This window comes from Pseudomonas persica (assembly GCF_900291015.1).
In the GTDB taxonomy this organism is placed as follows: domain Bacteria; phylum Pseudomonadota; class Gammaproteobacteria; order Pseudomonadales; family Pseudomonadaceae; genus Aquipseudomonas.
In genome coordinates, this window is record NZ_OLKL01000020.1 from 24,186 (window position 1) to 49,743 (window position 25,558).

Genomic DNA, 25,558 nt, shown 5'->3' on the forward strand with positions numbered 1-25,558 from the left:
CCTTCATGACGCACTCCGTGGCCGCTGGGCGTTCAGGTATTCGCGCAGTTGCTCGATCATTTCGCTTTGGGTGCTCAGTGGCATCAGCAGCACGCGCAGCTTTTGCGCCATCAGCTCCCAGCGCTCGATGCGTGCTTCGGCTTGCTGGCGGTAGGCCTGGCGCAGGTTGGCGTCCAGGGTGTCGAGCTCCAGCTGCGCGCTGCGTTGGGCGAAGCGCAGCAGGCCGGCGGCGGGCAGGGCGTGGTCGAGCGGGTCGGACACCGGCATCAGCAGCAGGTCGCAATGGCGCGAGAGCATGGCCAGGTGCTGCTCCACCTGGGCGGTGAGCGAGCGTTCATCGCAGATCACGATGGCCAGGCTGCCGGGGCGCAGCACTTCGCGGGCGCGGCGCAGGGCGAGGCCGAGGCTGTCAGCCCCGGGGCTGGCTTCGGTGTGCAGCGCCTGGTTGACCTTGGCCAGGCGGTTGAGCAGTTGCAGCAGGCTCTGCTTGCTGCGCCGGGGCTTGATTTCGTGGTGTTCGTTGTCGCCGAACACCAACCCGCCGATGCGGTCGTTGTGGCCCAGCGCGGCCCAGCCGAACAGCGCCGCAGCCTGGGCGGCCAGTACCGACTTGAACATCAGCCCCGAACCGAAGAACAGTCGCTGGCTCTGCTCGACGAGGATGAAGATTGGCCGTTCGCGCTCTTCGTGGAACAGCTTGGTGTGCGGTTCCTGGGTGCGCGCAGTGACCCGCCAGTCGATGTTGCGCACATCGTCGCCGGCCTGGTACACGCGCACCTGGTCGAAGTCCACGCCGCGCCCGCGCAGCTTGGAATGGTGCAGGCCCACCAGCGGGCTGCGCTGGCCGGGCCGGGAGAATAGCTGGATTTCGCGCACGCGGTGGCGCATGTCGATCAGCTCGGCAAGGCCGATGCGGATGCCGGGTTCGGTCAGCGATGCGGTGGGCATGGGCTCAGGCAACGGCGACGACGTCGAGGATGCGCTGGACCACGCGGTCCTGGTCGATCCCCGCTGCCTCGGCCTCGAACGAGAGGATGATGCGGTGGCGCAGTACGTCGAACAGCACCGCCTGGATGTCTTCGGGGCTGACGAAATCGCGCCCGGCCAGCCAGGCGTGGGCGCGCGCGCAGCGGTCCAGCGAAATGGAGCCACGCGGGCTGGCGCCGTAGGCGATCCAGTCGGCCAGTTCGGCGTCGAACTTGGCCGGGGTGCGGGTGGCCATCACCAGTTGCACCAGGTATTCCTCCACCGCGTCGGCCATGTACAGGCCGAGGATTTCCTTGCGGGCGGCGAAGATGGCCTGCTGGCTGACCCGGCGCTCGGGCTTGGTCTCGCCGCCCAGCGCTTCACCACGGGCCTGCAACAGGATGCGCCGCTCTACCGCAGCGTCGGGGAAGCCGATCTTTACGTGCATCAGGAAGCGGTCGAGCTGGGCTTCGGGCAGCGGGTACGTGCCTTCCTGCTCGATCGGGTTCTGCGTGGCCATGACCAGGAACAGCGGCGACAGGTCGTAGGTGCTGCGGCCCACGCTGACCTGGCGTTCGGCCATGGCTTCGAGCAGCGCGGACTGCACTTTGGCCGGGGCACGGTTGATTTCGTCGGCCAGCACCAGGTTGTGGAAGATCGGCCCCTGCTGGAACACGAAGCTGCCGGTTTCCGGGCGATAGATTTCGGTGCCGGTGATGTCGGCCGGGAGCAGGTCGGGGGTGAACTGGATGCGATGGAACTGCGCCTCGATGCCTTCGGCGAGCTCTTTGATGGCCTTGGTCTTGGCCAGGCCCGGCGCCCCTTCGACCAGCATGTGGCCGTCGGCCAGGAGCACGATCAACAGCCGCTCGACCAGTTTCTCCTGGCCTAGGATCTGGGAAGAAAGAAAGGTGCGCAGCGCGATCAGCGCTTCACGGTGTTCCATCGGTGACGGTTCCTGGTATGGGGCCGCAGGCGGCTGGAGGCAGCCGCCCTGGCAAGGGGTGATACTTTAATCCATCCGGGGGGGGGCGACCAATGGCGGTAGGGAAATTTATCCTTGCCGGGGGCCATGCAGGTCCGGAAATGTCCTGCACATGGCTGGCCATTGGCTGATGTTCCGCTGCGGCGTGCTGGCGCCTGCTTGTGCTTTTTGCGCGAGCAGGAGGCACGACGATGGACCTGAACAGCTGTAGCACTGCACGCATTACGCCGGTCACCCTGCGTTTTGGCGTGTTCTTCGATGGCACCGGTAACAACCTGAACAATGTGCTGCCGGTGGATGCACCGGGGGGCGAGGGGGGCAGTTATGCCAATGCCTTGAGCAATGTGGCCCTGCTGCATGCACTGTATCCGGCGCAGGGGGCCAATGCTGATGGGACCATGGCGTTTCTGAGGCGTTATGTCGAAGGCGTGGGCACCCTGGCGGGCGAGGCGGATCATGCCTATGCCTCCGTCACCGGGCGTGGGCGCAGGGGGGCCGAGGCGCGGGTCGCCGAGGCCTTGGCGGGGATTGCCGGGCAACTGCGGGACTGGCGCCAGGCGCATCCACAGGCAAGGGTCGGGCGAGTCGAGTTCGACTTGTTCGGTTTCAGCCGCGGCGCGGCGGCGGTGCGGCATCTGGCCAACCTGCTGCATGATGGCGGTGGCAGGCTGTTGGCTGTGCCCTGTGGCATCGAGATCAACTTCATCGGCCTGTTCGACACGGTGGCGGCGATCATCGCGCCACTGCAGGGAGACTTTGACCCCGCCGATGACCGCAATGGTGGCTTGCGCCTGGGCCTGGGCGCGGGCATAGCCCGGCAAGTGGTGCAGCTGGTGGCGGCGGATGAGCAGCGGCACAACTTCCCGCTGGTGCGCAGTGGCCATGACATCGTGTTGCCGGGCGTGCACTCGAACATTGGCGGGGGTTACCCGGATACCACGCAGGAGCAGGTGCTACTGTGCAAGCCGCAGTCTCAGCGGGTGCCGCTGGGCATGCGCGCCGAGCACACTCGTGTGCATGCCTCGGTCAGTGCGTTGCTGGCGTCGTCGTTTGGCGAAATGGGCGTGCCCAGGCCGCGGGTGCTGGCGTGGGAGGTTCCGATTGCCGGTGGCCGGCCGCGTGAGGCGCAAAAACAGGTATATGCGGCGGTATACCGCGAACGGAAAGTGGCGGGGCAGCTGTCCCGGGTGTACCTGAGCATCATGCGGGAGCTGGCGGTGCGGGCTGGTGTGCCGTTTGCGCAACTGGGCGGGCAGGCCGAGCACCGGCTGCCGGATGAACTGCTGGGCATCAGCCGCAAGTTGCATGCGTTTGCCCTGGGTGAATGCGAACAGCCTGGGTTGACCGAGGATGAACAGCGATGGTTGCGCGACAGGTACGTGCATGCGTCAGCGAACTGGAATGCGTTGAAGGGGTTGCACGGCAGTGTGCTGGACGTGCTGTTCGTCAATCGGCCGGCTGCAGGTGGGCGGGTGGTGCATGCGAACCCGGCAGCTTGATCAGCCTGTACCGGCCTCATCGCCGGCAAGCCAGCCCTCAGGTACTGCACAGGCCTTGAGGGCAGTGCGATCGAGGTGGGAGCTGGCTTGCCGGCGACAGGGCTGCAACGCAGCCCCAGGGTTTATGCAGGGTGTCGACGTTTCCTGACCGAATACGCTTCCTGCGCCAGGGTCAGCAGCACCGTCAGCAGCATGAACGCGATCGACGCCACGAAGACTCCAGTAGGCAGGCGCTGGTCTAGCATCCAGCCAAAGGCCACCGGCCCGAGTGCGCCGCCGATGCTGAAGCCGGTCGAGACCAGCCCGAAGGCTTTGCCCTCGGCCCCGTGCGGTGCTGCCGCCTTGACCAGCATGTCCCGCGACGGGGCGATGACCCCGGTCAGCAAGCCAATGGCACCCAGCACCACGACCAACCCCCAGCCCCGAAGCAGCCCCAGGGCCACCAGCGCCGTCAACGCCGCGGCCAGGGCAAAGGCCAATGCCGCCACCAGGCCATGACGTCGGGTCCGGTCAGCCAGGGCTCCACCGCATAGCACGCCCACGGCACTGCCGAGCAGAAACGCCGTGAGCGCCGTGTTGGCCCAGGCCAGGGTCAGACCTTGGCCCTGGACGAGCGCGGCTACGGAGAACTTCTCGATGGCACTGGTGCTCAGGTTGAGCAACATGAACAGCACAGTCAGCACCCCGAGCATGGGCGTGAACAGTCGTACACGAGCTGTTGTGGCGCTAGCGCTACTTGTGAGTCCAGGCCTGGCGACTTGATAGACGCCACTGCCTGGCACCGATATCAACAGCAAGGCGGCAAGCCCCACTGCCGCGCCTGCCGCCAGGGCTGCCTGCGTGCCGAACACGGCAACAATGCCAAGAACCATTGCTGGCGTTACCGCCGAGCCGAGGAAACCGGCAAAGGTATGGATCGAGAACGACCGCCCCAGGCGGCCTTGTTCGATGCCGTTGGCCAGCAGCGCATAGTTGGCCGGATGGTACACGCCATTGGCCAGGCCGGCCATGGCCATCGCCACCAACAGCAGCGTATAGCCGGGGCTGACAGCCACCAGCAGGAAGCTGAGGCTGCCTAGCAGCAAGCCTGCCTTGAGCACCTTGCGCGCACCGTAATGGTCGACGGCATAGCCCAGCGGCGCCTGCACCAGGGCGGAGACGATGTTGAACACGGCCAGGGCCACGCCGAGTTCGACGAACCCTACCCCCAGCAAGTCGGGGAGCACGGGTAGCAGCGCCGGGATCAGCATGATGTGCACATGGCTGACGAAGTGCACGGCAGCAATTTGGCTTAGAAGCTTGGGGCCAGCTTTGGGCATGTCGATACCTGTTGCAGGGCGTGCGCACCTGGCGCACGGCAGGGTGTTGGAAAGCCCGCTTACCGGGGAGAGTGGCTGAAACCGGGGAGTCGGCCGTTCAGTACGGCATAGGCCAGCAAGCCGATGACCAGCCCCCAGAACGCTCCGCCTATGCCAAACAGGCTGATGTTGGCCGCCGCCGCCAGGAAAGTGATGAGTGCCGCTTCGCGCGAACGGGCATCGACCATTGCGCTGGCCAGGCTGGTGCCGATGGTGCCCAGCAGGGCAAGGCCGGCCAAAGTGGTGATGAAGGTGGCCGGCAGGGCCATGAACACACTGGCCAGGGTGACTCCGAACACCCCCACGAGGATGTAGCAGACACCGGCAGCGATACCCGCGACCCAGCGTTTGTCCGGGTCTTCGTGGGCCTCCTTGCCAGTACAGATGGCGGCGGTGATGGCAGCGATATTGAAGGCGTGCGAGCCGAACGGTGCCATCAGCAACGACCCCAGGCCAGTGACCGCCACGATCGGGTTGGCGCTGGTCTTGAAGCCATCGTTGCGCAGCACCAGCATGCCGGGCATGTACTGGCCGGTGAGGGTGATCAGGAACAACGGCAGGGCCACACTCAGGGCGGCGTTGAGGGAAAAGGTGGGCGCGGTGAACAACGGCGAGGCGAATTCCAGCTTGAGCGTTGCCAGGCCCAGCTGGCCCTGGAGTAGCAGGTAGCCCAGGCCCAGCAGCAGAATGCCTACCACGGCATAGCGGGCGGTAAAGCGTTTGAACGTCACATAGGCCGCGATCAGCAGCCCGGCCAGCGCGGGGTCGACCGACAGGCCGCCGAATGCACCGATGCCGAACTGCAACAGGATACCCGCCAGCAGCCCGGCGGCAATCCCGCCGGGAATGACCCGCACCAGGCGCTCGAAGTAGCCGGTCAGCCCCAGTATCACGAAGCCGGCGGCCGACAGCAGGTAGGCACCGATGGCCTCGCTGTAGGGCACGCTGGCCAGCGCCGTGACCAGGAACGCAGCGGCCGGTGTGGACCAGGCGGTGATCACCGGCTCGCGGCTGTACCAGGACAGGGCCAGGCCACTGACGCCGACGCCGATCGAAACAGCCCAGACCCACGATGAGGTCAGCTCCGGGCTCAGCCCGGCCAGCTTGGCGGCCTGGAACACCAGGATGAAGGTGCCGCCATAATTGACGATGACCGAGACGATCCCCGCCACCATGGGGTGAAGGATGTCTGTCAGCCGCAGCGGGGTTGAAACGGTGTGTGCAGGCGTGTTCACGGGGGCCTCCGGTGTTCTGGCACATAGGGTTGGAAAGCCCGGTTTTTATAGCGCTAGAATGGCCGGTATTGCCCAGCCACTTTTCGATACCTGACCATACCAATGTTCAAACATGCACAGCTGGAGTCGGTGAAAGCCCGGATCGGCGACCCGGCGCGCGGGTCGCAGCCCTTGCACGTACGTATCCAGCGGGCGATACGCCAGCTGATTCTCGAAGGGGCATTGCCCGTGGGTAAGGCCTTGCCCGCCTCCCGTGCGCTGGCGACCTCGCTGGCTGTGTCGCGGGACACGGTCGAGGCCGCTTATGGCCAGTTGCACGCCGAAGGCTTCATCGAGCGCCGGGTGGGCAGTGGTAGCTTCGTTTCACCCCGTGCGCAGCACCTACCGGCGCGCGCCCGGGGCCGGAGGGTGAAAGCCCCGGACGAGCCGCCAGCGCTCAGCCGCCGTGGCCAGGCGCTGTGCCAGGAGGGCGGGGTGCATAACTTCTTCGTCCCGCGCCCGTTTGCGCCGGGGGTGGCCGAAACACGCAACTTCCCGTTGCAGGTCTGGGAAAAGCTGCAGCGACAGGTGTTCAGGGAACATGGCATCCAGGCACTGCAGCACAGTGCCGCGCAAGGCACCGGGCCACTGCGGCGGGCTATTGCCGATTACGTCAATCTTGAACGTGGCGCCCAGGCCACGGCCGAGCGCGTGCTCATCCTCACCAGTTCGCAGCAGGCGTTCAGCCTGTGTGCCCACGTACTGGCCGATGCGGGCGACCAGGTGGTTATCGAAGACCCGGCGTACCATGGCGCCAGGAAGGCGCTGATTGCTGCTGGCCTGCATTGTATTGCCGTGGCCGTGGACCCGGACGGCATGCAGGTCGAGCAGATCCCACGGTTGGCCCCCCATGCCAGGGCTGTTTTCCTGACTCCTTCGCACCAGTTCCCCACTGGCGTGACCCTGTCCCTGGACCGGCGTCTGGCGGTGATCGAGTGGGCGCGGCAACAACGCGCCTGGATCATCGAGGATGACTACGACAGCGAGTTTCACTATGCCGGCAGACCCACCGCGTGCGTGCAAGGCCTGGATGCCCACGACCGGACGGTTTACATCGGCACGTTCACCAAGTCCCTGTTCGCCGGCTTGCGCATTGCCTACATGGTCTTGCCGCCGCAACTGGTCGGGCCGATGACCGCAGCGCGGACGTTGCAGGACGGGCATACGGCTTCGTTGGCACAACTGACCCTGGCCAGGTTTATCGAAGGCGGGCACTTCGGTGCCCATGTGCGTTTGATGCGGGCGATCTATGCCGAGCGCCGCGATGCCCTGGCGGCGCTGGTGCAGGCGCAGTTGTCCGACTTTCTTGTCGCGCGCGTGCCGGCGGGTGGCATGCAGATGCCCTGTGTTTTCACCAGGCCGATGCCTGAAGAACAGGTGGTGAAGGCGGCGCAGGCAGCAGGCATAGACCTGTTGGGGCTCAGTGCCCTGTATGCGTCGTCGAGGGGGGAGGCGGGAGTGTTGATGGGGTTTGCGGCGCATACCCCGGGCGAGCTGGCGATGGCGGTGGCGAAACTGGCGAAGGTATTGCGCCAGGTCGAGGCCAGCCAAGAGGGCGCAAAGCTGTTGCGGTGAGGCCCGGCAGCAGGACGCCGCCGGGCAGTTGTCGTGGTCAGTTGGCCAGCTCTACCAGCAGGCTTTTCAGATAGTCGCTGCCTTGCGCATCCAGCGGCTGCAGGGGCAGGCGTGGAGCACCGACATCCTGGCCGAGCATCTTCAAACCGGCCTTGATGGTGGTGGGCAGGCCACGGCGGGTGATGTACTCCAGCAGTTCGTACTGGCGGTAGAACAGCGCACGGGCTTCAGCCAGGTCGCCTTGCTGCACCGCGTCCCACAGCGCCAGGTTCAGCGCCGGGATCAGGTTGGGCGCGGCGGTGCACCAGCCGGTGGCGCCGGCCACCAGGGCTTCCAGGGTGAGCGGGTTGCAACCGTTGTAGAAGGCCACCTGGCCATCGGTGGCCTTGAACAGGCGGTGCATGCGCTGGATGTCGCCGGTGCTTTCCTTGACCATGGTCACATTGGGCACTTCGTCAAGGATGCGCAGGATCAGCTCCACCGACAGGTCGGTGCCGCTGGTGCCCGGGTTGTTGTAGAGCATGACCGGAATGTCGATGGCCGCGCCCACCGCTTTGTAGTGGGCGACCACTTCGGCTTCGGTGAGCTTCCAGTAGGAGATGGGCAGCACCATCACCGCCGTGGCGCCGCATGCCTGGGCCAGGCGGGCGCGCTGCACGGTGCGTGCGGTGGTCAGGTCGGAGACGCTGACCACGCTGGGCACGCGGCCGGCGATGCGTGCCTGGCTGAAGCGCACCACCGTTTCCCATTCGCTATCGGACAGGTAGGCGCCTTCGCCGGTGCTGCCCAGTGGTGCGATGGCGTGCACGCCGTCGGCGATCAGGCGGTCGATGGACGTGCCCAGGGCATCCAGGTCGGGCGTGCCGTCTGCGGTGAAGGGAGTGATGGTGTAGCCGATAACGCCGCGAATTACAGGTGTAGACATAACCAGGCACCTCTGCCGTTGTTGGGGAAAGATTACAAATTCGATCAGCCCAGGCAGTCGCCATGGGCACGCAAGGCACGGCGCGCGTAGTAGCTGAAGGCGGCGCCATGACGTTTGGGGGTGGAGATCCAGTCGTGGGCTTCCTTGCCCAAGGCATCCGGGATGGGGCGGATGGCACCGGCGCCCATGGCCAGCAGTTGCATCTTTGCTGCGCGCTCGAACAGCAGGGCGAGCACGCAGGCTTCCTCGATCGAGCGGCCGGCGATCAGCAGGCCGTGGTGGGAAAGCAGAATCGCGCGCTTGTCACCGATCGCCCGGGAAATGATTTCACCTTCTTCGTTGCCTACCGGTACGCCGGGCCATTCCTTGAGGAACGCGCAGTCGTCGAACAGCGGGCACAGGTCCATGTGCGAGATGGCCAGTGGCACTTCCAGCATCGACAAGGCGGCGCTGTGCAGCGGGTGGGTGTGGATGATGCAGTTGACGTCGGGGCGTGCGCGGTACAACCAGCTGTGGAAGCGGTTGGCCGGGTTGGCCATGCCGCGGCCTTGCCGCACGTTGAGGTCTTCGTCGACCACCAGCAGGTTGGAGGCCGCGATTTCGTCGAAGCCCAGGCCGAGTTGTTGCGTGTAGTAGGTGCCGGGTTCCTGTGCGCGTGCGGTGATCTGCCCGGCCAGGCCGGAGTCGTGGCCGCCGTCGAACAGGATGCGGCAGGTGAGGGCGAGTTTCTGTCGCGGGGTGTAGGTGTTGTCGGCCAGCGCCGTCAGCATCTGCTGCTGGGCGAGTTTGACCAGTTGGTCCTTGGGGGTCTGCATGGTGGTCGTCATGGGCGCTACCTGCACGGTGAAGGGCGATGGATTGCTGAGCGGCGCGGGGCGTCGTCAGGACACATTGGTGATGATAATGACACATAGTGTCATAAGCAAGCGATGTGTCATCGCCCACACCAGGCATCTGGACTGTGCGGTGGGTGCAGGTGCGGCGGGGTTGTCAGAGGTGGTGCAGGCAAAGATCGGCAGGCCAGCCCTGGTCAGAGGGCTGGCGCGTGTCCTCTCAAGGTGCGCCGAACAGCATCGTCCAGTACACGCCGTTATCGCTACGCGAGTTCTCGGCAAAGGCTGCACCCACCTGGGTAAACAGCGGGTTCATCAGATTGGCGCAATGCCCGGGGCTGGCCAGCCAGCCTGCCATCGCCTTGCTCGCTGAGCCTTGGCCTGCGGCAATGTTCTCGCCGATCTGCCGCCCACGGTAGCCGGCATCCCACGCCCGGTCTGCGGGCAAGTCACCGTCGAGGTCGCGGTGCGCGAAAAAATTGTCGTTGGCCATCGCCCGACTGTGTCGCTGCGCTGCTGTTCCCAGGGCGGTGCTCCAAGTCAGCGGGCGTGCAGCGGCGAAGCGCTGGCGACCGCACAGGCGCGGCTTCGCCCGTGCTGCATTGACCTGTGCCAGTAACGCTTTGCTCGTGGACCGCCCATCGCCGAGCTGAGCATCGAGCAAGGGCCGCGCCAGCAGCACCCGCCACTCGCTGCGCGAGCGACTGACGCCGATATCGGCATATTGGCTATCGAGCAAGGCTGTGCAGTAGTCGCTGCGCAGCATGTCAAAGGCCTCCTCGGCATCTTGCGCGCCGACCAGGCGGATGGCCCGCACCTTCACTGCCTGGTAACCAGCAGCCTTCAACCCTTCCCGCAAACCATCGCCGTAGCCGACCGGCAACGCCAGATTCGACTTCAACACCAGCGGCGTCGAGCCCCGAATCATGCGCCTTTCGCAGCGCTGTGGCTGGGCGCGGTAGTCGTTGATGGCCGCTACCAGTTGCCTTTCTCCGCTGGCATGGGCGGGGCTGACGAACAGGGGGAACAAAGGAAGGAGGCAGAGCGAGACGAAGGGGGAGCGGCGGGCAGCTTGGCGCATGGGCGAACGGCTCTGGTGGATAACGGCGGTAAGGCCAATTGAAGGGCTCGGCTAAGACTGTGCGCCTCAACACAGGTTCACGAGCAGCGGGGACAAATTTTCGCGGGTGCACCCGCTCCCACAGGTGTGCGAATTGCTTGTGAACTCAGTTCTCTGCGCGACAAAGGACTGGGTGATCTCCCACAGGGGCCGCGCCGGTTTCAAGACGTGCGCTTTACCTGTAAAACGGCCCTAGGCATTAATTCGAATGCAACAACTAGGTAAACCGCAATGAAACAAGCTACCGATCAGGCTTTCTACGACCGCGCGGATGCGCATATCGAACTGGCGAACCAGCAGATCGAAAAAATCGAAGACCTGGGCAAGGTCAGTGCCTCACTGACGTTCGGCGCCTCGCGTTTCAACGCCTGGATGAGTGCCCGCAGCTTCAAGACCGGCGCGGAACTGGCTGCCGCCCGGGAGGAGTTGCTGAAGTACTTTTGCGAGCAGTACCGGATGATGCTCGAGGACAACCTGGACGAGCATATCGAGCATTTTGACCGGTATGTGCTGGGCAAAAACGATTGACGATAGCGCGTGCGCGGGCTCTGGGGGAGCGGCCGCGCATGTCTTATCGGGCCTTCTTCTCCAGAATTCGCGCCCCGGTGCCTTCCTTGCCCAACACATCCTCGGGGTTGCGCAGCGGGCATTCCTCCAGCGACAGGCAGCCGCAACCGATGCAGTTGTCCAGGCTGTCGCGCAATGCTTCCAGGGTGCGAATGCGGGCGTTCAGGTCTTCGCGCCAGGCAGTCGACATCTCGCCCCATTGCGCCGCCGTGAGTTTGCTGTTGGGTGCATAGCGGCTGAAGGCCTGCTTGATCTCCTCAAGCGGAATACCCGTGCGCTGCGCCACCTTGATAATGGCCAGCGTACGCAACACCAGCGAAGGATAACGGCGCTGGTTACCCGCCGTACGGACGCTGGCGATCAGCCCCTTGGTCTCGTAGAAGTGCAGCGCAGACACTGCCACGCCGCTGCGTTTGGCCACTTCACCTACCGTTAGCATCCGTGTGTTGTCCGCTGTCATGCTTGTTGACCTCAAGTTAAGTTGAGCTCTTATAGTCCTGCCCGAATTTCTCCGCAACCGCTTTCCCTGGTGATCGGAGCACTGCATGAACCAGAGGGCGTTACGTTGCGGGCCAAGCTGCGTAATGCCTAAGTGGTGCTGCAGCGCAGCCGCAAGCTACGCGCGGTGAACGCCGTGTCACAGGAGCTGCTCGACAATGCCTGACGACGGTGCGCGGGCCGCAGTTGGCGGAGGCCGAACGGGTGGTGGATATGTGAGGGTGAAGCAGGGCTACGCCTTATGTTTGTCGGTCAAGGTCATTGGGGCCGCATAGCGGCCCCGATTGCCCGATCAGGGCGGCGAACGGTCCCGGTGCATCTGGCTAACCAGGGTAAAGCGGTCATCCGGGTGCACCGTCTCGGAAACCGCCATCAGGTCGCCGTTTTCCTCGCGGTAATGGCGAATGATCTTCAGCCCCGGTGAACCCGCATCGGTCTTCAGCACCCGGGCCATTTCCGAGGTCAGCAACACTGCCCGCACCTGCTGGTCGACCACTGCGATCGCCCGGCCATAGTGCTGCTCGATCAACCCCGCAATCAGCTGGTCCGGGTGCTCGCGGGCCAACTCGATGACTTCGGCATAGTCGCGTTGTGCGTACACATCGGCCCAGCACAGCGGCGTTGCGTTGTGCATACGGTCGACGCGGATGCTCGACACACAGAAGTAATGCTCGCCCGGTACCAGCCCCAGCCGCGCCGCCTCGTTCAGGTCGGCGACGAAGTGGCGCACGTTCTGGATTTGCCGTTGCTGGTTTTCTGCCAGGTGCGCCAGATCCTCCACGCTGGCCAGTGACTGCGAGTAGCCGCCACGCGGGCTGCTGGCCTCGACCCGGGTGCCGACGCGCTTGCGCCGCGACACCAGGCCTTGAGTGAGCAACTGGTTGATGGCAGCGCGCACCGTGTGCCGGCTTACAGCGTAAAGGGCACACAGCTCGATCTCGGTCGGCAGCAGGCTGCCTACCGGGTAGCGGCCGCTGGCGATGCCATCGATCAAGTCCTTTGCCACGGTGGCATAGCGTGTCGGGTTCATGCCTTGGCTCTGTCGGGCAGGCTCATGTGCAGCAAGGGGAACGGCCGACCTTCGCCATCCAGCGGCGAGCGGCCTGTCTGGATGAAGCCGTAATGCCGGTAGAAGCCCACGGCTTGAGGATTCTGCTCGTTGACATCGACGCTCATCGTGCTGCGCGACTGGCGGCCGAAATCCAGCAGCGCGCGGCCGATGCCCTGGCCATGATGCTTGGGGTCGACGAAGAGCATTTCCACGTGGCTTTCGTGGAAACCGATGAAGCCCAGCGGACGGTCATCGGTGTCTACCGCGACCCAGAGCTCGACGGCCTGAAAGTAAACGTCGCGCAATTGCGGCAGCAGCGCGTCGATGTCGGACGCTTGCAGAAAGTGATGGGTGGCGCGCACGGCGCGCAGCCAGATGTCGAGCAGCTGCGGGTGGTCTGCAGCGATGCTTTGGCGAATGATCATCGAGTCATGCCTGGGCAGTGTAGGGCAGGGGAGGCCGGAAGGGAGAAAAAGGGTACCCGGATTGTAGGGGGTGGGGCAATGGGCGGTGTGATGGAGCATCAGCTTATGTGTCGCCTGGGCCGGCCCTTTCGCGGGTTGACCGGCGAACACCGGCGAAACCCGTGCCATCGATGGGCTCGACTGTAATCCACATCGATGCTGCAATTGAACCCGCACAACAAGAATGGCGGGAGCGCCAATGAACCGAAACGAACTGCGCAAAGCCGATATCAACCTGATGGTGGTGTTCGAAGCGCTGATGCAGGAGCGCAACCTCACCCGCGCCGCAGAGAAACTGTTCGTCGCCCAACCCACGGTCAGCGCCGCGCTGGCCCGGTTGCGCACGATGTTCAACGACCCGTTGCTGATCCGGGTGGGCAACCGCATGGAGCCCTCGGCCAGGGCCGAGGAGGTAATCAAGTACCTCACTCCGGCACTGGATGCGATGTCCGTCGCCCTTAGCCTGACCCACGATTTCGATCCGCTGACCAGCAAGATGACCTTCCGCATCGGTTTGTCCGATGATGTCGAGTCGGGGTTGTTGCCGCCGCTGCTGCGGGCGCTGCGAGTGGAGGCGCCGCATGTGGTGGTGGTCGTGCAGCATGTCGATTACTGGCGCATTCCGGACTTGCTGGCGGCGGGCGACGTGACGGTCGGAATCAGCCAGACCCGGGGGCTGCCGGCCAATGCCAAGCGCAAGGTGTTGCGCACCATGCAGGGCCGGGTAGTGCGGGCCGACAAGTCCGTCACGCCACTGACGCTGGATGAGTTCTGCGCGCGCCCGCACGTTCAGGTCTCACCCACCGCCAACACCCAGGGTGTGGTCGATGACTGGCTGAAAGAGATCGGCCGTGAACGCAAGGTGGTGTTGTCGGTGCCGCAGTTCAGTTCGCTGCCGGCGATTCTGGCCGGTACCGACCTGCTGGCCTGCTGCCCGGACTATGCCGCGCAGGGCATGGAGCATTGGGGCAACCTGCAGGCCGAGCACTTGCCGTTCGAGACCACGGCACTGGAGCTGGCCATGGTCTGGTTGAGCACCACTGACAACGACCCGGCAGAACGTTGGTTGCGTAGCCGCCTGGAACACTACATGGGCAGTCGAGATTAGACGCCAGCCTCCAGGCTCAGCAGGTCCTGAACTGTCTGCCTACGGCGAATCATCCGTAGCGCCCCGTCCTCGATCAGGAACTCCGGCAGCAACGGCCGGCTGTTGTAGTTCGACGACATCGATGCGCCATAGGCCCCAGCGTCGTGGATCACCAGCAGGTCACCCACCTGCGCCTGAGGCAGGTCATGCGGAGTCAGCTCCTGGTCATCCTGGGTAAATACATCACCCGACTCGCACAGCGGCCCGGCCACCACGGTCGGCTGCCGTGGGCGCTCCACTGGCTGGCCATTGGCGTCGAGCAGGGTCATGCGGTGGTAGGCGCCATACATTGCCGGGCGCATCAGGTCGTTGAAGCCGGCGTCGATCATGACGAAGGTATTGCGGCCCACCTGCTTCACGGCACGCACCTCGGCCACCAGGTAGCCCGATTCCGCCACCAGGAAGCGCCCTGGCTCGATCTCCATGCGCACGGGGTGGCCCAGCATCGCTTCGATTTCCTTGCGCGCCACGGCCCAGGTCTGGGCGTAGCGTTGCAGGTCGACCGGCTTGTCGCTGCTGCGATAGGGGGTGGAAAGCCCGCCGCCGATGGAGAAGGCCTCGATGTCCATGCCCAGGCGGCCAATCAGCTCGATCATCGACCGGGCCACCTGCTCCAGGTGCTGGTAATCCACCCCGGAGCCAATGTGCATGTGCACACCCACCAGGTGCAGGCCATGGGTCTTGATGCACTCCAGCGCTTCGCCCAGCTCTTCGTGCCAGATGCCGTGCTTGCTGTTCTCGCCACCGGTATTGGTCTTGCGGCTGTGGCCATGGCCGAAGCCCGGGTTGATGCGGATCCATACGCGGTGGCCGGGCGAGCGCTCACCCAGCTGGCGCAGCATGTCGATGGATCCGGCGTTGACTTCGATCTTCTCTGCCACCGCCCGCTCCAGGGTGGGCCGGTCCAGTGCGTCGCAGGTCAGCACCACCCCGGCCGGGTCGCCGTTCACGCTCGCACCGGCGGCGAAGGCGCGCTCCATCTCGCCCAGCGATACCGCGTCCAGCACCAGGCCATGGGCGCGCATCAGGCGCAGCACATGCAGGTTGGGGTTGGCTTTCTGGGCGAAGCGCACGGTGTCGAAGACCTTCAGCTGCTCGACCCGCTCGGCGATGGTGCCGGCGTCGTAGGCCCACAGCGGCGAGCCGTGCTGACGGACAGCCTCGGCCAGAAGGGAGAAGGGTGCAGTCATGGTGGCGCTACTCATATAAGGAAGGCCACGAGGATGCGCCAAAGCATGAATTCATAAAAATAGCTATTTTTCTGCAGGCCATTCATATCTGATATACCCATCGTTGTCGTGCAGGGTATTGCCCGTGAAACTGTCCGTCCGCCATATCGAAGTGTTCCGCGCCATCATGGCCGCCGGCAGCGTCACCGGCGCGGCGCGCCTGCTGTTCACCTCGCAGCCCACCGTCAGCCGCGAGCTGGCGCGGCTGGAGCAGGTGACCGGGCTGAACCTGTTCGAGCGTGAGGGCGGGCGGCTGGTGGCGACGGCGCAGGCACTGCTGTTGATCAAGGAGGTGGAGCGCGCCTATGTCGGGCTGGAGCGGATCGACCGCTTTGCCCAGGCCATCCGCAATTTCGAGCAGGGCCGGCTGGCCATAACGTGCCTGCCGCTGTTTTCCCAGACCTTGCTGCCCAAGGCTTGCCAGCGCTTTCATCAGCAGCACCGGGGCGTGAGCGTGAGTATTCTGGCGCAGGAGTCGCCATTGCTGGAGGAGTCACTGGTGGCCCAGCAGCATGACCTGGGCCTGACCGAGGTCGAGCAGATACCGCGCGGTGCCTACGGCGAATTGCTGTTCAGCGCCAACATGGTATGCGTGCTGCACGACGGCCACCCGTTGCAGGCCAGGGCCGAGCTGGAGTTGAGCGATTTTCACGAGGTCGATTTCATCAACCTGGCCAGCCTCGACACCTACCGCCAGCGCCTGGACCAGCACTTCCGTGCGGCGGGGGTGAACCGCCGCACGGTCATCGAGACCACCAGTGCTGCCTCGGTGTGCGCCATGGTCAGGCAGGGCCTGGGGGTGGCGATCATCAACCCGCTGAGCGGGCTGGAGGCGGCGCAGGGCGGGTTGCCGATCCGGCGGTTGCGGGTGTCGGTACCGTATCAGGTGATGCTGATAAGGCCGGACCATCGGCCGGCGTCGGCGGCGGTGGAGCCGTTTTGCCAGGCGTTGCGGCAACAGGCCCGGGAGATGCAGGCAGCACTGATCTGAAGCCGGGTGCGCTCCAAGGGGTGCTCAAAGTTCGCAGACGAAGGTACCGGTCCCGGCCAGGATGTTCTCCAGGGTTTCCTTCACTTCATCCATGTCACTCAACTCGCTGGTCAGGTTGATCTCAAGCACTTCATCCCCCTTCAGCGCATCCCGGTCGCCGGCCGCCACTTCAATCAGCAGGCGCTTGGCACTCAGGGTCACTTTCAGCCCATCCAGCGTCGACGGCTCGTCATCCAGAGTCAGGTCGACGGTGTCTTCGTCCGGGTAGCGGGTCAGCAGGAACATCTGCCCCTTGTCGCTGTGGCAGCACAGGGTCGCCATGTTGTCTTCCTCGTCATCGCAAGGGGTGGCGAACAGCAAGGCAGTATTGATTTGCATGGACAAGGCTCGGATCAAAGGAAACGGAAGGGAATTCTGACAGCCTTGCCGGCAGGCATAAACGTAAATTTACCGGCCCTTGACCGAAATTGTCGCAGCGCTGCAAGCCTTGATGACCGATCAGTCGTTAAGCTTCGGCGAGCCCTGGGCGTGCCTGCGCACGTTCAACGCCTGGTTTTACCGTCCGCCTTGCCACGGGTTGGCTATCGTTGATCCGTACATGGCGCACGCAGCGACGCTTCAACTATTACAAAGCCCAAGCGGAGTACCACAGATGGCGTTCTTCACCGCAGCCAGCAAAGCCGACTTCCAGCACCAACTGCAAGCGGCCCTGGCGCAGCACATCAGCGAACAGTCCCTGCCACAAGTTGCGCTGTTCGCCGAGCAGTTCTTCGGCATCATCTCTCTGGACGAACTCACCCAACGCAGGCTTTCCGACCTGGCCGGCTGCACCCTGTCAGCCTGGCGCATCATCGAGCGTTTCGACCCCGAATACCCGCAAGTGCGGGTGTACAACCCCGATTACGAGCGCAACGGCTGGCAATCGACCCACACCGTGGTCGAAGTGCTGCACCACGACCTGCCGTTCCTGGTCGACTCGGTACGTACCGAGCTCAACCGCCGCGGCTACAGCATTCACACCCTGCAGACCACCGTGCTCAGCGTACGCCGCGGCGCCAAGGGCGAGCTGCTGGAGTTGCTGCCCAAGGGCACCCACGGCGAGGGCGTACGCCATGAGTCGCTGATGTACCTGGAGATCGACCGTTGCGCCAACGCCGCCGAGCTGACGGTGCTGGCCCGCGAAATCGAGCAGGTGCTGGCCGAGGTGCGGGTGGTGGTGGCCGACTTCGAGCCGATGAAGGCCAAGCTGCGTGAAGTGGTGGCGGAAGTGGAACAGACCGCCTTTGGCCCGGCGCAACACGAAAAGGGCGAGGTCAAGGCGTTCCTCGAGTGGCTGCTGGACAACCACTTCACCTTCCTGGGCTATGAAGAATTCACCGTCAAGGGCGACGCCGAGGGCGGCCAGATGGTCTACGACGAGCAGTCGTTCCTCGGCCTGCCGCGCCGCCTGCGTGTGGGCCTGACGAGCGACGAGTTGCGCATCGAAGACTACGCCGTGGCCTATCTCAACGAGCCGCTGCTGCTGTCGTTCGCCAAGGCCGCGCTGCCCAGCCGCGTACACCGCCCGGCCTACCCGGACTACGTCTCGATCCGCCAGCTGGATGCCGCCGGCAAGGTGCTCAAGGAGCACCGCTTCATGGGCCTGTACACCTCGTCGGTGTACGGCGAAAGCGTGCATGCCATCCCTTATATCCGTGAGAAGGTCACCGAAGTCGAGCGCCGCTCGGGCTTCGATCCCAAGGCCCACCTGGGCAAGGAGCTGGCCCAGGTGCTGGAAGTGCTGCCGCGCGACGACCTGTTCCAGACCCCGGTCGACGAGCTGTTCAGCACTGTCATGTCGATCGTGCAGATCCAGGAGCGCAACAAGATCCGCGTGTTCCTGCGCAAGGACCCGTACGGCCGCTTCTGCTACTGCCTGGCCTATGTACCGCGGGAAATCTACTCCACCGAAGTGCGGCAGAAGATCCAGCAGGTGCTGATGGAGCGCCTGAAGGCCAGCGACTGCGAGTTCTGGACCTTCTTCTCCGAATCGGTGCTGGCCCGTGTGCAGCTGATTCTGCGGGTAGACCCGAAAAACCGCATCGACATCGACCCGCAGCAGCTGGAACGCGAAGTGATCCAGGCCTGCCGCTCGTGGAATGACGACTACTCGGCGCTGGTGATCGAGAACTTCGGCGAAGCCCAGGGCACCAACATCCTCGCCGACTTCCCCAAAGGTTTCCCGGCCGGCTACCGCGAGCGCTTCGCCGCGCACTCGGCGGTGGTCGACCTGCAGCACGTGCTGAACCTGTCGGAAAGCAAGCCGCTGGCGATGAGCTTCTACCAGCCGTTGACCCAGGTCGGCGAACGCATCCTGCACTGCAAGCTGTACCATGCCGACACGCCGCTGGCGCTGTCCGACGTGCTGCCGATCCTGGAGAACCTTGGCCTGCGCGTGCTCGGCGAGTTCCCGTACCGCCTGCGCCATGCCAGTGGCCGCGGCTACTGGATCCACGACTTTGCCTTCACCTACAGCGAAGGCCTGAGCCTGGACATCCAGCAGCTCAACGATATCCTGCAGGACGCCTTCATCCACATTGTCCGTGGCGATGCCGAGAACGACGCCTTCAACCGCCTGGTGCTGACCGCCGGCCTGCCATGGCGCGACGTGGCGCTGTTGCGCGCCTACGCCCGTTACCTGAAGCAGATCCGCCTGGGCTTCGACCTGGGCTATATCGCCAGCACCCTGAACAACCACACCGACATCGCCCGCGAGTTGACCCGGTTGTTCAAGACCCGCTTCTACCTGGCGCGCAAGCTCACCCAGGACGACCTGGATGACAAGCAACTGCGCCTGGAACAGGCCATCCTGACCGCGCTGGACGACGTGCAGGTGCTGAACGAAGACCGCATCCTGCGCCGCTATCTGGACCTGATCAAGGCTACCCTGCGCACCAACTTCTACCAGCCGGACGCCAACGGCCACAACAAGTCGTATTTCAGCTTCAAGTTCAACCCCAAGCTGATCCCCGAACTGCCCAAACCTGTGCCCAAGTTCGAGATCTTCGTCTACTCGCCACGGGTCGAGGGCGTGCACCTGCGCTTTGGCAACGTTGCCCGTGGCGGCCTGCGCTGGTCCGACCGTGAGGAAGACTTCCGCACCGAAGTGCTGGGCCTGGTAAAAGCCCAGCAGGTGAAAAACTCGGTAATCGTGCCGGTCGGCGCCAAGGGTGGCTTCCTGCCGCGCCGCCTGCCGCTGGGCGGCAGCCGTGACGAGATCGCCGCCGAAGGCGTGGCGTGCTACCGCATCTTCATTTCCGGCCTGCTCGACATCACCGACAACCTCAAGGACGGTGGCGTGGTGCCGCCGGCCAACGTGGTGCGCCATGACGATGACGACCCGTACCTGGTGGTGGCGGCCGACAAGGGCACCGCGACCTTCTCCGACATCGCCAACGGCATCGCCATCGACTACGGCTTCTGGCTGGGCGACGCCTTCGCCTCGGGCGGTTCGGCCGGTTACGACCACAAGAAGATGGGCATTACCGCGCGCGGCGCCTGGGTGGGCGTGCAGCGCCACTTCCGCGAGCGCGGCATCAACGTGCAGGAAGACCCGATCACCGTCATTGGCGTCGGTGACATGGCCGGCGACGTGTTCGGCAACGGCCTGCTGATGTCCGACAAGCTGCAACTGGTGGCGGCGTTCAACCACCTGCACATCTTCATCGACCCGAACCCGGAGCCTGCCTCCAGCTTTGCCGAGCGCAAGCGCCTGTTCGACCTGCCGCGTTCGGCCTGGAGCGACTACGACACCAGCATCATGTCCGAAGGCGGCGGGATCTTCCCGCGCAGTGCCAAGAGCATCGCCATCAGCCCGCAGATGAAAGAGCGCTTCGCCATCGACGCTGACCGCCTGACCCCGACCGAGCTGCTCAACGCGCTGCTCAAGGCACCGGTAGACCTGCTGTGGAACGGTGGCATCGGTACCTACGTCAAGGCCAGCACCGAGAGTCACGCCGATGTCGGCGACAAGGCCAACGACGCGCTGCGGGTCAATGGCAACGAACTGCGCTGCAAGGTGGTGGGCGAGGGCGGCAACCTGGGCATGACCCAGCTCGGCCGGGTCGAGTTCGGCCTGCACGGCGGCGCCACCAACACCGACTTCATCGACAACGCCGGCGGCGTGGACTGCTCCGACCACGAGGTCAACATCAAGATCCTGCTCAACGAAGTGGTGCAGGGTGGCGACATGACCGAGAAACAGCGCAACCAGCTGCTGGGCAGCATGACGGACGAAGTGGCCGGCCTGGTGCTGGGCAACAACTACAAGCAGACCCAGGCGCTGTCGCTGGCTGCCCGCCGCGCCCGCGAGCGGATTGCCGAGTACAAGCGCCTGATGGCTGACCTGGAAGCCCGTGGCAAGCTGGACCGCGCCATCGAGTTCCTGCCATCCGAAGAGCAGCTGGCCGAACGCCTGGCCGCCGGCCAGGGCCTGACCCGCGCCGAGCTGTCGGTGCTGATCTCGTACAGCAAGATCGACCTCAAGGAACAGCTGCTCAAGTCGCTGGTACCGGACGACGACTACCTGACCCGCGACATGGAAACCGCCTTCCCGCCGTCGCTGGTCAGCAAGTTCGCCGAGGCCATGCGCCGCCACCGCCTGAAGCGCGAAATCGTCAGCACCCAGATCGCCAACGACCTGGTCAACAACATGGGCATCACCTTCGTCCAGCGCCTGAAAGAGTCGACCGGCATGAGCCCGGCCAACGTGGCCGGGGCCTATGTGATCGTGCGCGACATCTTCCATCTGCCGCACTGGTTCCGCCAGATCGAAGCACTGGACTACCAGGTGCCGGCGGAAATCCAGCTAACCCTGATGGACGAGTTGATGCGCCTGGGCCGCCGTGCCACCCGCTGGTTCCTGCGCAGCCGTCGCAACGAGCAGGACGCCGGGCGCGACACCGCACACTTCGGGCCGAAGATCGCGCAACTGGGGCTCAAGCTCGACGAGTTGCTCGAAGGCCCGACCCGCGAGCGCTGGATGGTGCGTTACCAGGGCTTCGTCGAGGCCGGCGTGCCGGAGTTGCTGGCGCGCATGGTGGCTGGCACTACCCACCTGTACACCCTGTTGCCGATCATCGAGGCTTCGGATGTGACCGGCCATGACCCGGCGCAGGTGGCCAAGGCGTTCTTCGCCGTGGGCAGCGCGCTGGACCTGACCTGGTACCTGCAGGAAATCAGCAACCTGCCGGTGGAAAACAACTGGCAGGCACTGGCCCGCGAGGCGTTCCGCGATGACATCGACCTGCAGCAGCGGGCGATCACCATCTCGGTGCTGCAGATGGCCGATGCGCCGGAAGACATGGACGCCCGCGTGGCGCTGTGGGCCGAACAGCACCGGGTGATGGTGGAGCGCTGGCGCGCGATGCTGGATGACCTGCGCAATGCCACTGGCACCGACTATGCGATGTACGCGGTGGCCAACCGCGAGCTGGTCGACCTGGCCATGAGCGGGCAGGCGGCGGTGGTGCCGTCCTGAACCATGAGCTGAAATGAAAAGCCCCGGCAGCGATGCCGGGGCTTTTTTGTATTCCTTGCCGGCCCTTTCGCGGGCGAACCCGCTCCCACAGGGATATCACAAAGCTCGACTGTGGTGAGGTCCCTGTGGGAGCGGGTTTACCCGCGAAGAGGCCGGAACAGACTTACTTGAACCGACGCTCCACACCTTTCTCCACCAGAATCTTCGCCGAAATCTCTTCCACCGAAAAATGCGTGGAATTGATGTTGGGAATGTTCTCCCGGCGGAACAGGTTCTCCACCTCGCGTACTTCGAACTCGCACTGGGCAAAGCTGGAATAGCGGCTGTTGGGCTTGCGCTCGTGGCGGATGGCGGTGAGGCGGTCGGCGTCGATGGTCAGGCCGAACAGCTTGTTGTGGTGCTTTTTCAGCACCGCCGGCAGTTGCAGGCGCTCCATGTCGTCCTCGGTCAGCGGATAGTTGGCGGCGCGGATGCCGAATTGCATGGCCATGTACAGGCAGGTGGGGGTCTTGCCGCAGCGCGATACACCGACCAGGATCAGGTCGGCCTTGTCGTAATAGTGGGTGCGCGCGCCATCGTCGTTGTCCAGGGCGAAATTCACCGCCTCGATGCGTTCCATGTAGTTGGAGTTGCCACCAATCGAGTGCGACTTGCCGACGGAATACGACGAATGGGCGGTCAACTCCTGTTCAAGGGGGGACAAAAACGACGAAAAGATGTCGATCATGAAGCCATTCGAGGTAGCCAGGATCTCACGGATATCCTGATTGACGATGGTGTCGAAGATGATCGGGCGTACGCCATCACGCTCGGCCGCAGCGTTGATTTGCTGGACCATGGTCCGCGCCTTTTCCGGCGAATCGATGTAGGGACGGGTGAGTTTGTTGAACGGAATGCTCTCGAATTGAGCGAGCAGACTCTGGCCCAGGGTTTCGGCAGTGATACCGGTGCCGTCGGAGATGAAGAACGCGGTTCGTTTCATTTGCGATCTGGGCCTTAAGCTGATGACGTTTCTTGGATATGATAAGTTCGGTTTGCCGAATGCGGCTGTCGGCATTCTCACTTATTTTCCAGGTACAGGCCACAAACGCCCGGCCCAGTCATAGAAGACAGGCGGGCGCCTTTTGAGCTTTTCCAACACAGTTAGTGGAGAGATCACCTTGGTAGAGTACGTAGTTTCCCTCGATAAGCTCGGCGTCCATGATGTGGAGCATGTGGGGGGCAAGAACGCATCCCTGGGCGAGATGATCAGCAACCTCGCAGGTGCTGGTGTATCGGTGCCGGGCGGCTTTGCCACTACGGCGCAGGCGTACCGCGATTTTCTCGAACAGAGTGGTCTCAACGACCGTATCCATGCCGCGCTCGACGCACTCGACGTGGATGACATCAACGCCCTGACCAAGACCGGCGCGCAGATTCGCCAGTGGGTCATGGAAGCCGACTTCCCGGCACGTCTTGATAGCGAAATCCGTACGGCCTTCGCCGAAATGGCTGCCGGCAACGACAACATGGCGGTTGCCGTGCGTTCCTCGGCCACCGCCGAAGACCTGCCGGACGCCTCGTTTGCCGGCCAGCAGGAGACCTTCCTCAACATCCGCGGCGTCGACAACGTGATCCGCGCAGCCAAGGAAGTGTTCGCCTCGCTGTTCAACGACCGTGCCATCGCCTACCGCGTGCACCAGGGCTTCGACCACAAGCTGGTGGCCCTGTCTGCCGGTGTACAGCGCATGGTCCGTTCCGAAACCGGCACCGCCGGCGTCATGTTCACCCTTGACACCGAGTCGGGCTTCCGCGACGTAGTGTTCATCACCGGTGCCTACGGCCTGGGCGAAACCGTGGTGCAGGGTGCGGTCAACCCTGACGAATTCTACGTGCACAAGAACACCCTGCAGGCCGGCCGCCCGGCCATCCTGCGCCGCAACCTGGGCAGCAAGGCGATCAAGATGGTCTACGGCGAAGAAGCCAAGGCCGGCCGTTCGGTCAAGACCGTCGAAGTGGACCGCGCCGAGCGTGCGCGCTTCTGCCTGACCGATGCCGAGGTCAGCGAGCTGGCCAAGCAGGCCATGATCATCGAGCAGCACTACCAGCGCCCGATGGATATCGAATGGGCCAAGGACGGTGACGACGGCAAGCTGTACATCGTCCAGGCGCGCCCTGAGACGGTGAAGAGCCGCTCCAGCGCCAACGTCATGGAACGCTACCTGCTGAAAGAGAAGGGCACCGTACTGGTCGAAGGCCGTGCCATCGGCCAGCGTATCGGCGCCGGCAAGGTCCGCGTGATCCACGACGTATCGGAAATGGACAAGGTCCAGCCGGGCGACGTGCTGGTCTCCGACATGACCGACCCGGACTGGGAACCGGTGATGAAGCGCGCCAGCGCCATCGTCACCAACCGAGGCGGGCGTACCTGCCACGCGGCGATCATCGCCCGTGAGCTGGGCATTCCGGCCGTGGTCGGCTGCGGCAACGCCACCCAGGTGCTGAAAGACGGCCAGGGTGTGACCGTGTCCTGTGCCGAAGGCGACACCGGCTTCATCTTCGAGGGCGAACTGGGCTTCGACATCAAGCAGAACTCGGTGGACGCCATGCCCGACCTGCCGTTCAAGATCATGATGAACGTCGGCAACCCGGACCGCGCCTTCGATTTCGCCCAGCTGCCCAACGCCGGTGTCGGCCTGGCGCGCCTGGAATTCATCATCAACCGCATGATTGGCGTGCACCCCAAGGCACTGCTGAATTACGCCGGCCTGCCAGCCGACCTGAAAGACAGCGTCGACAAGCGCATCGCCGGCTACAACGACCCGGTCGGTTTCTACGTCGAGAAGCTGGTCGAGGGCATCAGCACCCTGGCGGCGGCCTTCTACCCGAAAAAGGTCATCGTGCGCCTGTCGGACTTCAAGTCCAACGAGTACGCCAACCTGATCGGCGGCAAGCTGTACGAGCCGGAAGAAGAAAACCCGATGCTGGGCTTCCGTGGCGCTTCGCGTTACATCAGCGAATCGTTCCGTGACTGCTTCGAGCTCGAGTGCCGTGCCCTCAAGCGCGTGCGCAACGAGATGGGCCTGACCAACGTCGAGATCATGGTGCCGTTCGTGCGCACCCTGGGCGAAGCCAGCCAGGTCGTCGACCTGCTCGCCGAAAACGGCCTGGCCCGCGGCGACAACGGCCTGCGCGTGATCATGATGTGCGAACTGCCGTCCAATGCCATCCTTGCCGAAGAGTTCCTGGAGTACTTCGACGGCTTCTCGATCGGCTCCAACGACCTGACCCAGCTGACCCTGGGCCTGGACCGTGACTCGGGCATCATCGCCCACCTGTTCGACGAGCGGAATCCTGCGGTGAAGAAGCTGCTGGCCAACGCCATTGCCGCGTGCAACAAGGCTGGCAAGTACATCGGCATCTGCGGCCAGGGCCCGTCGGACCACCCGGACCTGGCCAAGTGGCTGATGGAGCAGGGCATTGACAGCGTGTCGCTGAACCCGGACTCGGTACTCGAAACCTGGTTCTACCTGGCTGAAGGCCAGGGCGCGGTCTGATGCAGTAGAACGCGGGGGGACG

20 protein-coding genes are annotated in these 25,558 nt (G+C 64.2%); 7 read left to right on the plus strand and 13 right to left on the minus strand.

All coding sequences use genetic code 11. From position 1 onward, the window contains the following. Positions 1-3 precede the first annotated feature (3 nt). Positions 4-948, minus strand: coding sequence for a DUF58 domain-containing protein (locus FQ664_RS10385; protein WP_144171839.1), 945 nt, complete (start codon positions 946-948; stop codon positions 4-6). Positions 949-952: 4 nt separating this feature from the next. After that, positions 953-1,912, minus strand: coding sequence for an AAA family ATPase (locus FQ664_RS10390; protein WP_013971644.1), 960 nt, complete (start codon positions 1,910-1,912; stop codon positions 953-955). A 230-nt stretch (positions 1,913-2,142) separates the two neighbouring features. On the opposite strand from FQ664_RS10390, the gene FQ664_RS10395 reads away from it, so the two are divergent. Next, positions 2,143-3,450, plus strand: coding sequence for a DUF2235 domain-containing protein (locus FQ664_RS10395; protein WP_144171840.1), 1,308 nt, complete (start codon positions 2,143-2,145; stop codon positions 3,448-3,450). A 122-nt stretch (positions 3,451-3,572) separates the two neighbouring features. Here FQ664_RS10395 and FQ664_RS10400 read toward each other — a convergent pair whose 3' ends face one another. Further along, entirely contained in the window at positions 3,573-4,769 is a 1,197-nt protein-coding gene (locus tag FQ664_RS10400; RefSeq protein ID WP_144171841.1) for an MFS transporter, read from the minus strand. A 59-nt stretch (positions 4,770-4,828) separates the two neighbouring features. Further along, the gene (locus tag FQ664_RS10405; RefSeq protein ID WP_144171842.1) at positions 4,829-6,043 is read right to left on the minus strand and encodes a benzoate/H(+) symporter BenE family transporter; all 1,215 of its coding nucleotides are present in this window, start codon (positions 6,041-6,043) and stop codon (positions 4,829-4,831) included. Positions 6,044-6,145: 102 nt separating this feature from the next. Here FQ664_RS10405 and pdxR point away from each other — a divergent pair, with 102 nt between their 5' ends. Further along, complete coding sequence (pdxR, locus tag FQ664_RS10410; protein WP_144171843.1) at positions 6,146-7,657, plus strand: MocR-like pyridoxine biosynthesis transcription factor PdxR; 1,512 nt, start codon at positions 6,146-6,148, stop codon at positions 7,655-7,657. A gap of 37 nt (positions 7,658-7,694) precedes the next feature. Here pdxR and FQ664_RS10415 read toward each other — a convergent pair whose 3' ends face one another. The 3 genes from FQ664_RS10415 to FQ664_RS10425 all read right to left on the minus strand — a co-directional run bounded on the left by FQ664_RS10415 (position 7,695) and on the right by FQ664_RS10425 (position 10,496). Further along, on the minus strand, positions 7,695-8,582 hold the full coding sequence (locus tag FQ664_RS10415; RefSeq protein ID WP_144171844.1) for a dihydrodipicolinate synthase family protein: 888 nt from the start codon (positions 8,580-8,582) through the stop codon (positions 7,695-7,697). A 44-nt stretch (positions 8,583-8,626) separates the two neighbouring features. Beyond that, complete coding sequence (locus tag FQ664_RS10420; RefSeq protein WP_144171845.1) at positions 8,627-9,409, minus strand: aldolase; 783 nt, start codon at positions 9,407-9,409, stop codon at positions 8,627-8,629. 226 nt (positions 9,410-9,635) lie between these two features. Continuing rightward, positions 9,636-10,496 carry a CAP domain-containing protein gene (locus FQ664_RS10425; protein WP_144171846.1) on the minus strand — a complete coding sequence of 287 codons (861 nt, stop codon included), beginning with the start codon at positions 10,494-10,496 and terminating at the stop codon, positions 9,636-9,638. 270 nt (positions 10,497-10,766) lie between these two features. Here FQ664_RS10425 and FQ664_RS10430 point away from each other — a divergent pair, with 270 nt between their 5' ends. After that, positions 10,767-11,063 (plus strand): DUF3144 domain-containing protein, encoded by a 297-nt coding sequence (locus tag FQ664_RS10430; RefSeq protein WP_144171847.1) that lies wholly within the window; start codon positions 10,767-10,769, stop codon positions 11,061-11,063. A 43-nt stretch (positions 11,064-11,106) separates the two neighbouring features. Here the strand turns inward: FQ664_RS10430 and soxR are convergent, their stop codons facing one another. From soxR to FQ664_RS10445, 3 genes are all read right to left on the minus strand, one after another. Beyond that, complete coding sequence (gene soxR, locus FQ664_RS10435; RefSeq protein ID WP_144171848.1) at positions 11,107-11,562, minus strand: redox-sensitive transcriptional activator SoxR; 456 nt, start codon at positions 11,560-11,562, stop codon at positions 11,107-11,109. 330 nt (positions 11,563-11,892) lie between these two features. Beyond that, positions 11,893-12,630, minus strand: a complete 738-nt coding sequence (locus FQ664_RS10440; RefSeq protein WP_144171849.1) for a GntR family transcriptional regulator — start codon at positions 12,628-12,630, stop codon at positions 11,893-11,895. Then, positions 12,627-13,076 carry an acetyltransferase gene (locus tag FQ664_RS10445; protein WP_144171850.1) on the minus strand — a complete coding sequence of 150 codons (450 nt, stop codon included), beginning with the start codon at positions 13,074-13,076 and terminating at the stop codon, positions 12,627-12,629. The genes FQ664_RS10440 and FQ664_RS10445 overlap by 4 nt, the downstream gene beginning before the upstream one ends. Positions 13,077-13,314: 238 nt before the next feature. Here FQ664_RS10445 and FQ664_RS10450 point away from each other — a divergent pair, with 238 nt between their 5' ends. After that, positions 13,315-14,223 (plus strand): LysR substrate-binding domain-containing protein, encoded by a 909-nt coding sequence (locus FQ664_RS10450; protein ID WP_144171851.1) that lies wholly within the window; start codon positions 13,315-13,317, stop codon positions 14,221-14,223. Here FQ664_RS10450 and lysA read toward each other — a convergent pair. Next, on the minus strand, positions 14,220-15,452 hold the full coding sequence (gene lysA / locus FQ664_RS10455; protein WP_144171852.1) for a diaminopimelate decarboxylase: 1,233 nt from the start codon (positions 15,450-15,452) through the stop codon (positions 14,220-14,222). The two genes, FQ664_RS10450 and lysA, sit on opposite strands and share 4 nt — an antisense overlap. A 124-nt stretch (positions 15,453-15,576) precedes the next feature. On the opposite strand from lysA, the gene FQ664_RS10460 reads away from it, so the two are divergent. Then, positions 15,577-16,482 (plus strand): LysR family transcriptional regulator, encoded by a 906-nt coding sequence (locus tag FQ664_RS10460; protein WP_144171853.1) that lies wholly within the window; start codon positions 15,577-15,579, stop codon positions 16,480-16,482. A gap of 24 nt (positions 16,483-16,506) precedes the next feature. Here FQ664_RS10460 and FQ664_RS10465 read toward each other — a convergent pair whose 3' ends face one another. Continuing rightward, a complete protein-coding gene (locus tag FQ664_RS10465; RefSeq protein WP_013971664.1) occupies positions 16,507-16,860 on the minus strand; it encodes a hypothetical protein in 354 nt (117 codons plus the stop codon). Between the two features lie 274 nt (positions 16,861-17,134). Here FQ664_RS10465 and FQ664_RS10470 point away from each other — a divergent pair, with 274 nt between their 5' ends. After that, positions 17,135-22,000, plus strand: a complete 4,866-nt coding sequence (locus FQ664_RS10470; protein ID WP_144171854.1) for an NAD-glutamate dehydrogenase — start codon at positions 17,135-17,137, stop codon at positions 21,998-22,000. 163 nt (positions 22,001-22,163) lie between these two features. Here the strand turns inward: FQ664_RS10470 and ppsR are convergent, their stop codons facing one another. Next, entirely contained in the window at positions 22,164-22,982 is an 819-nt protein-coding gene (ppsR, locus tag FQ664_RS10480; RefSeq protein WP_144171855.1) for a posphoenolpyruvate synthetase regulatory kinase/phosphorylase PpsR, read from the minus strand. Between the two features lie 178 nt (positions 22,983-23,160). Between ppsR and ppsA the strand changes: the two genes are divergently transcribed. Continuing rightward, on the plus strand, positions 23,161-25,536 hold the full coding sequence (gene ppsA / locus FQ664_RS10485) for a phosphoenolpyruvate synthase (RefSeq protein WP_144171856.1): 2,376 nt from the start codon (positions 23,161-23,163) through the stop codon (positions 25,534-25,536). The last annotated feature ends 22 nt before the right edge of the window (positions 25,537-25,558 follow it).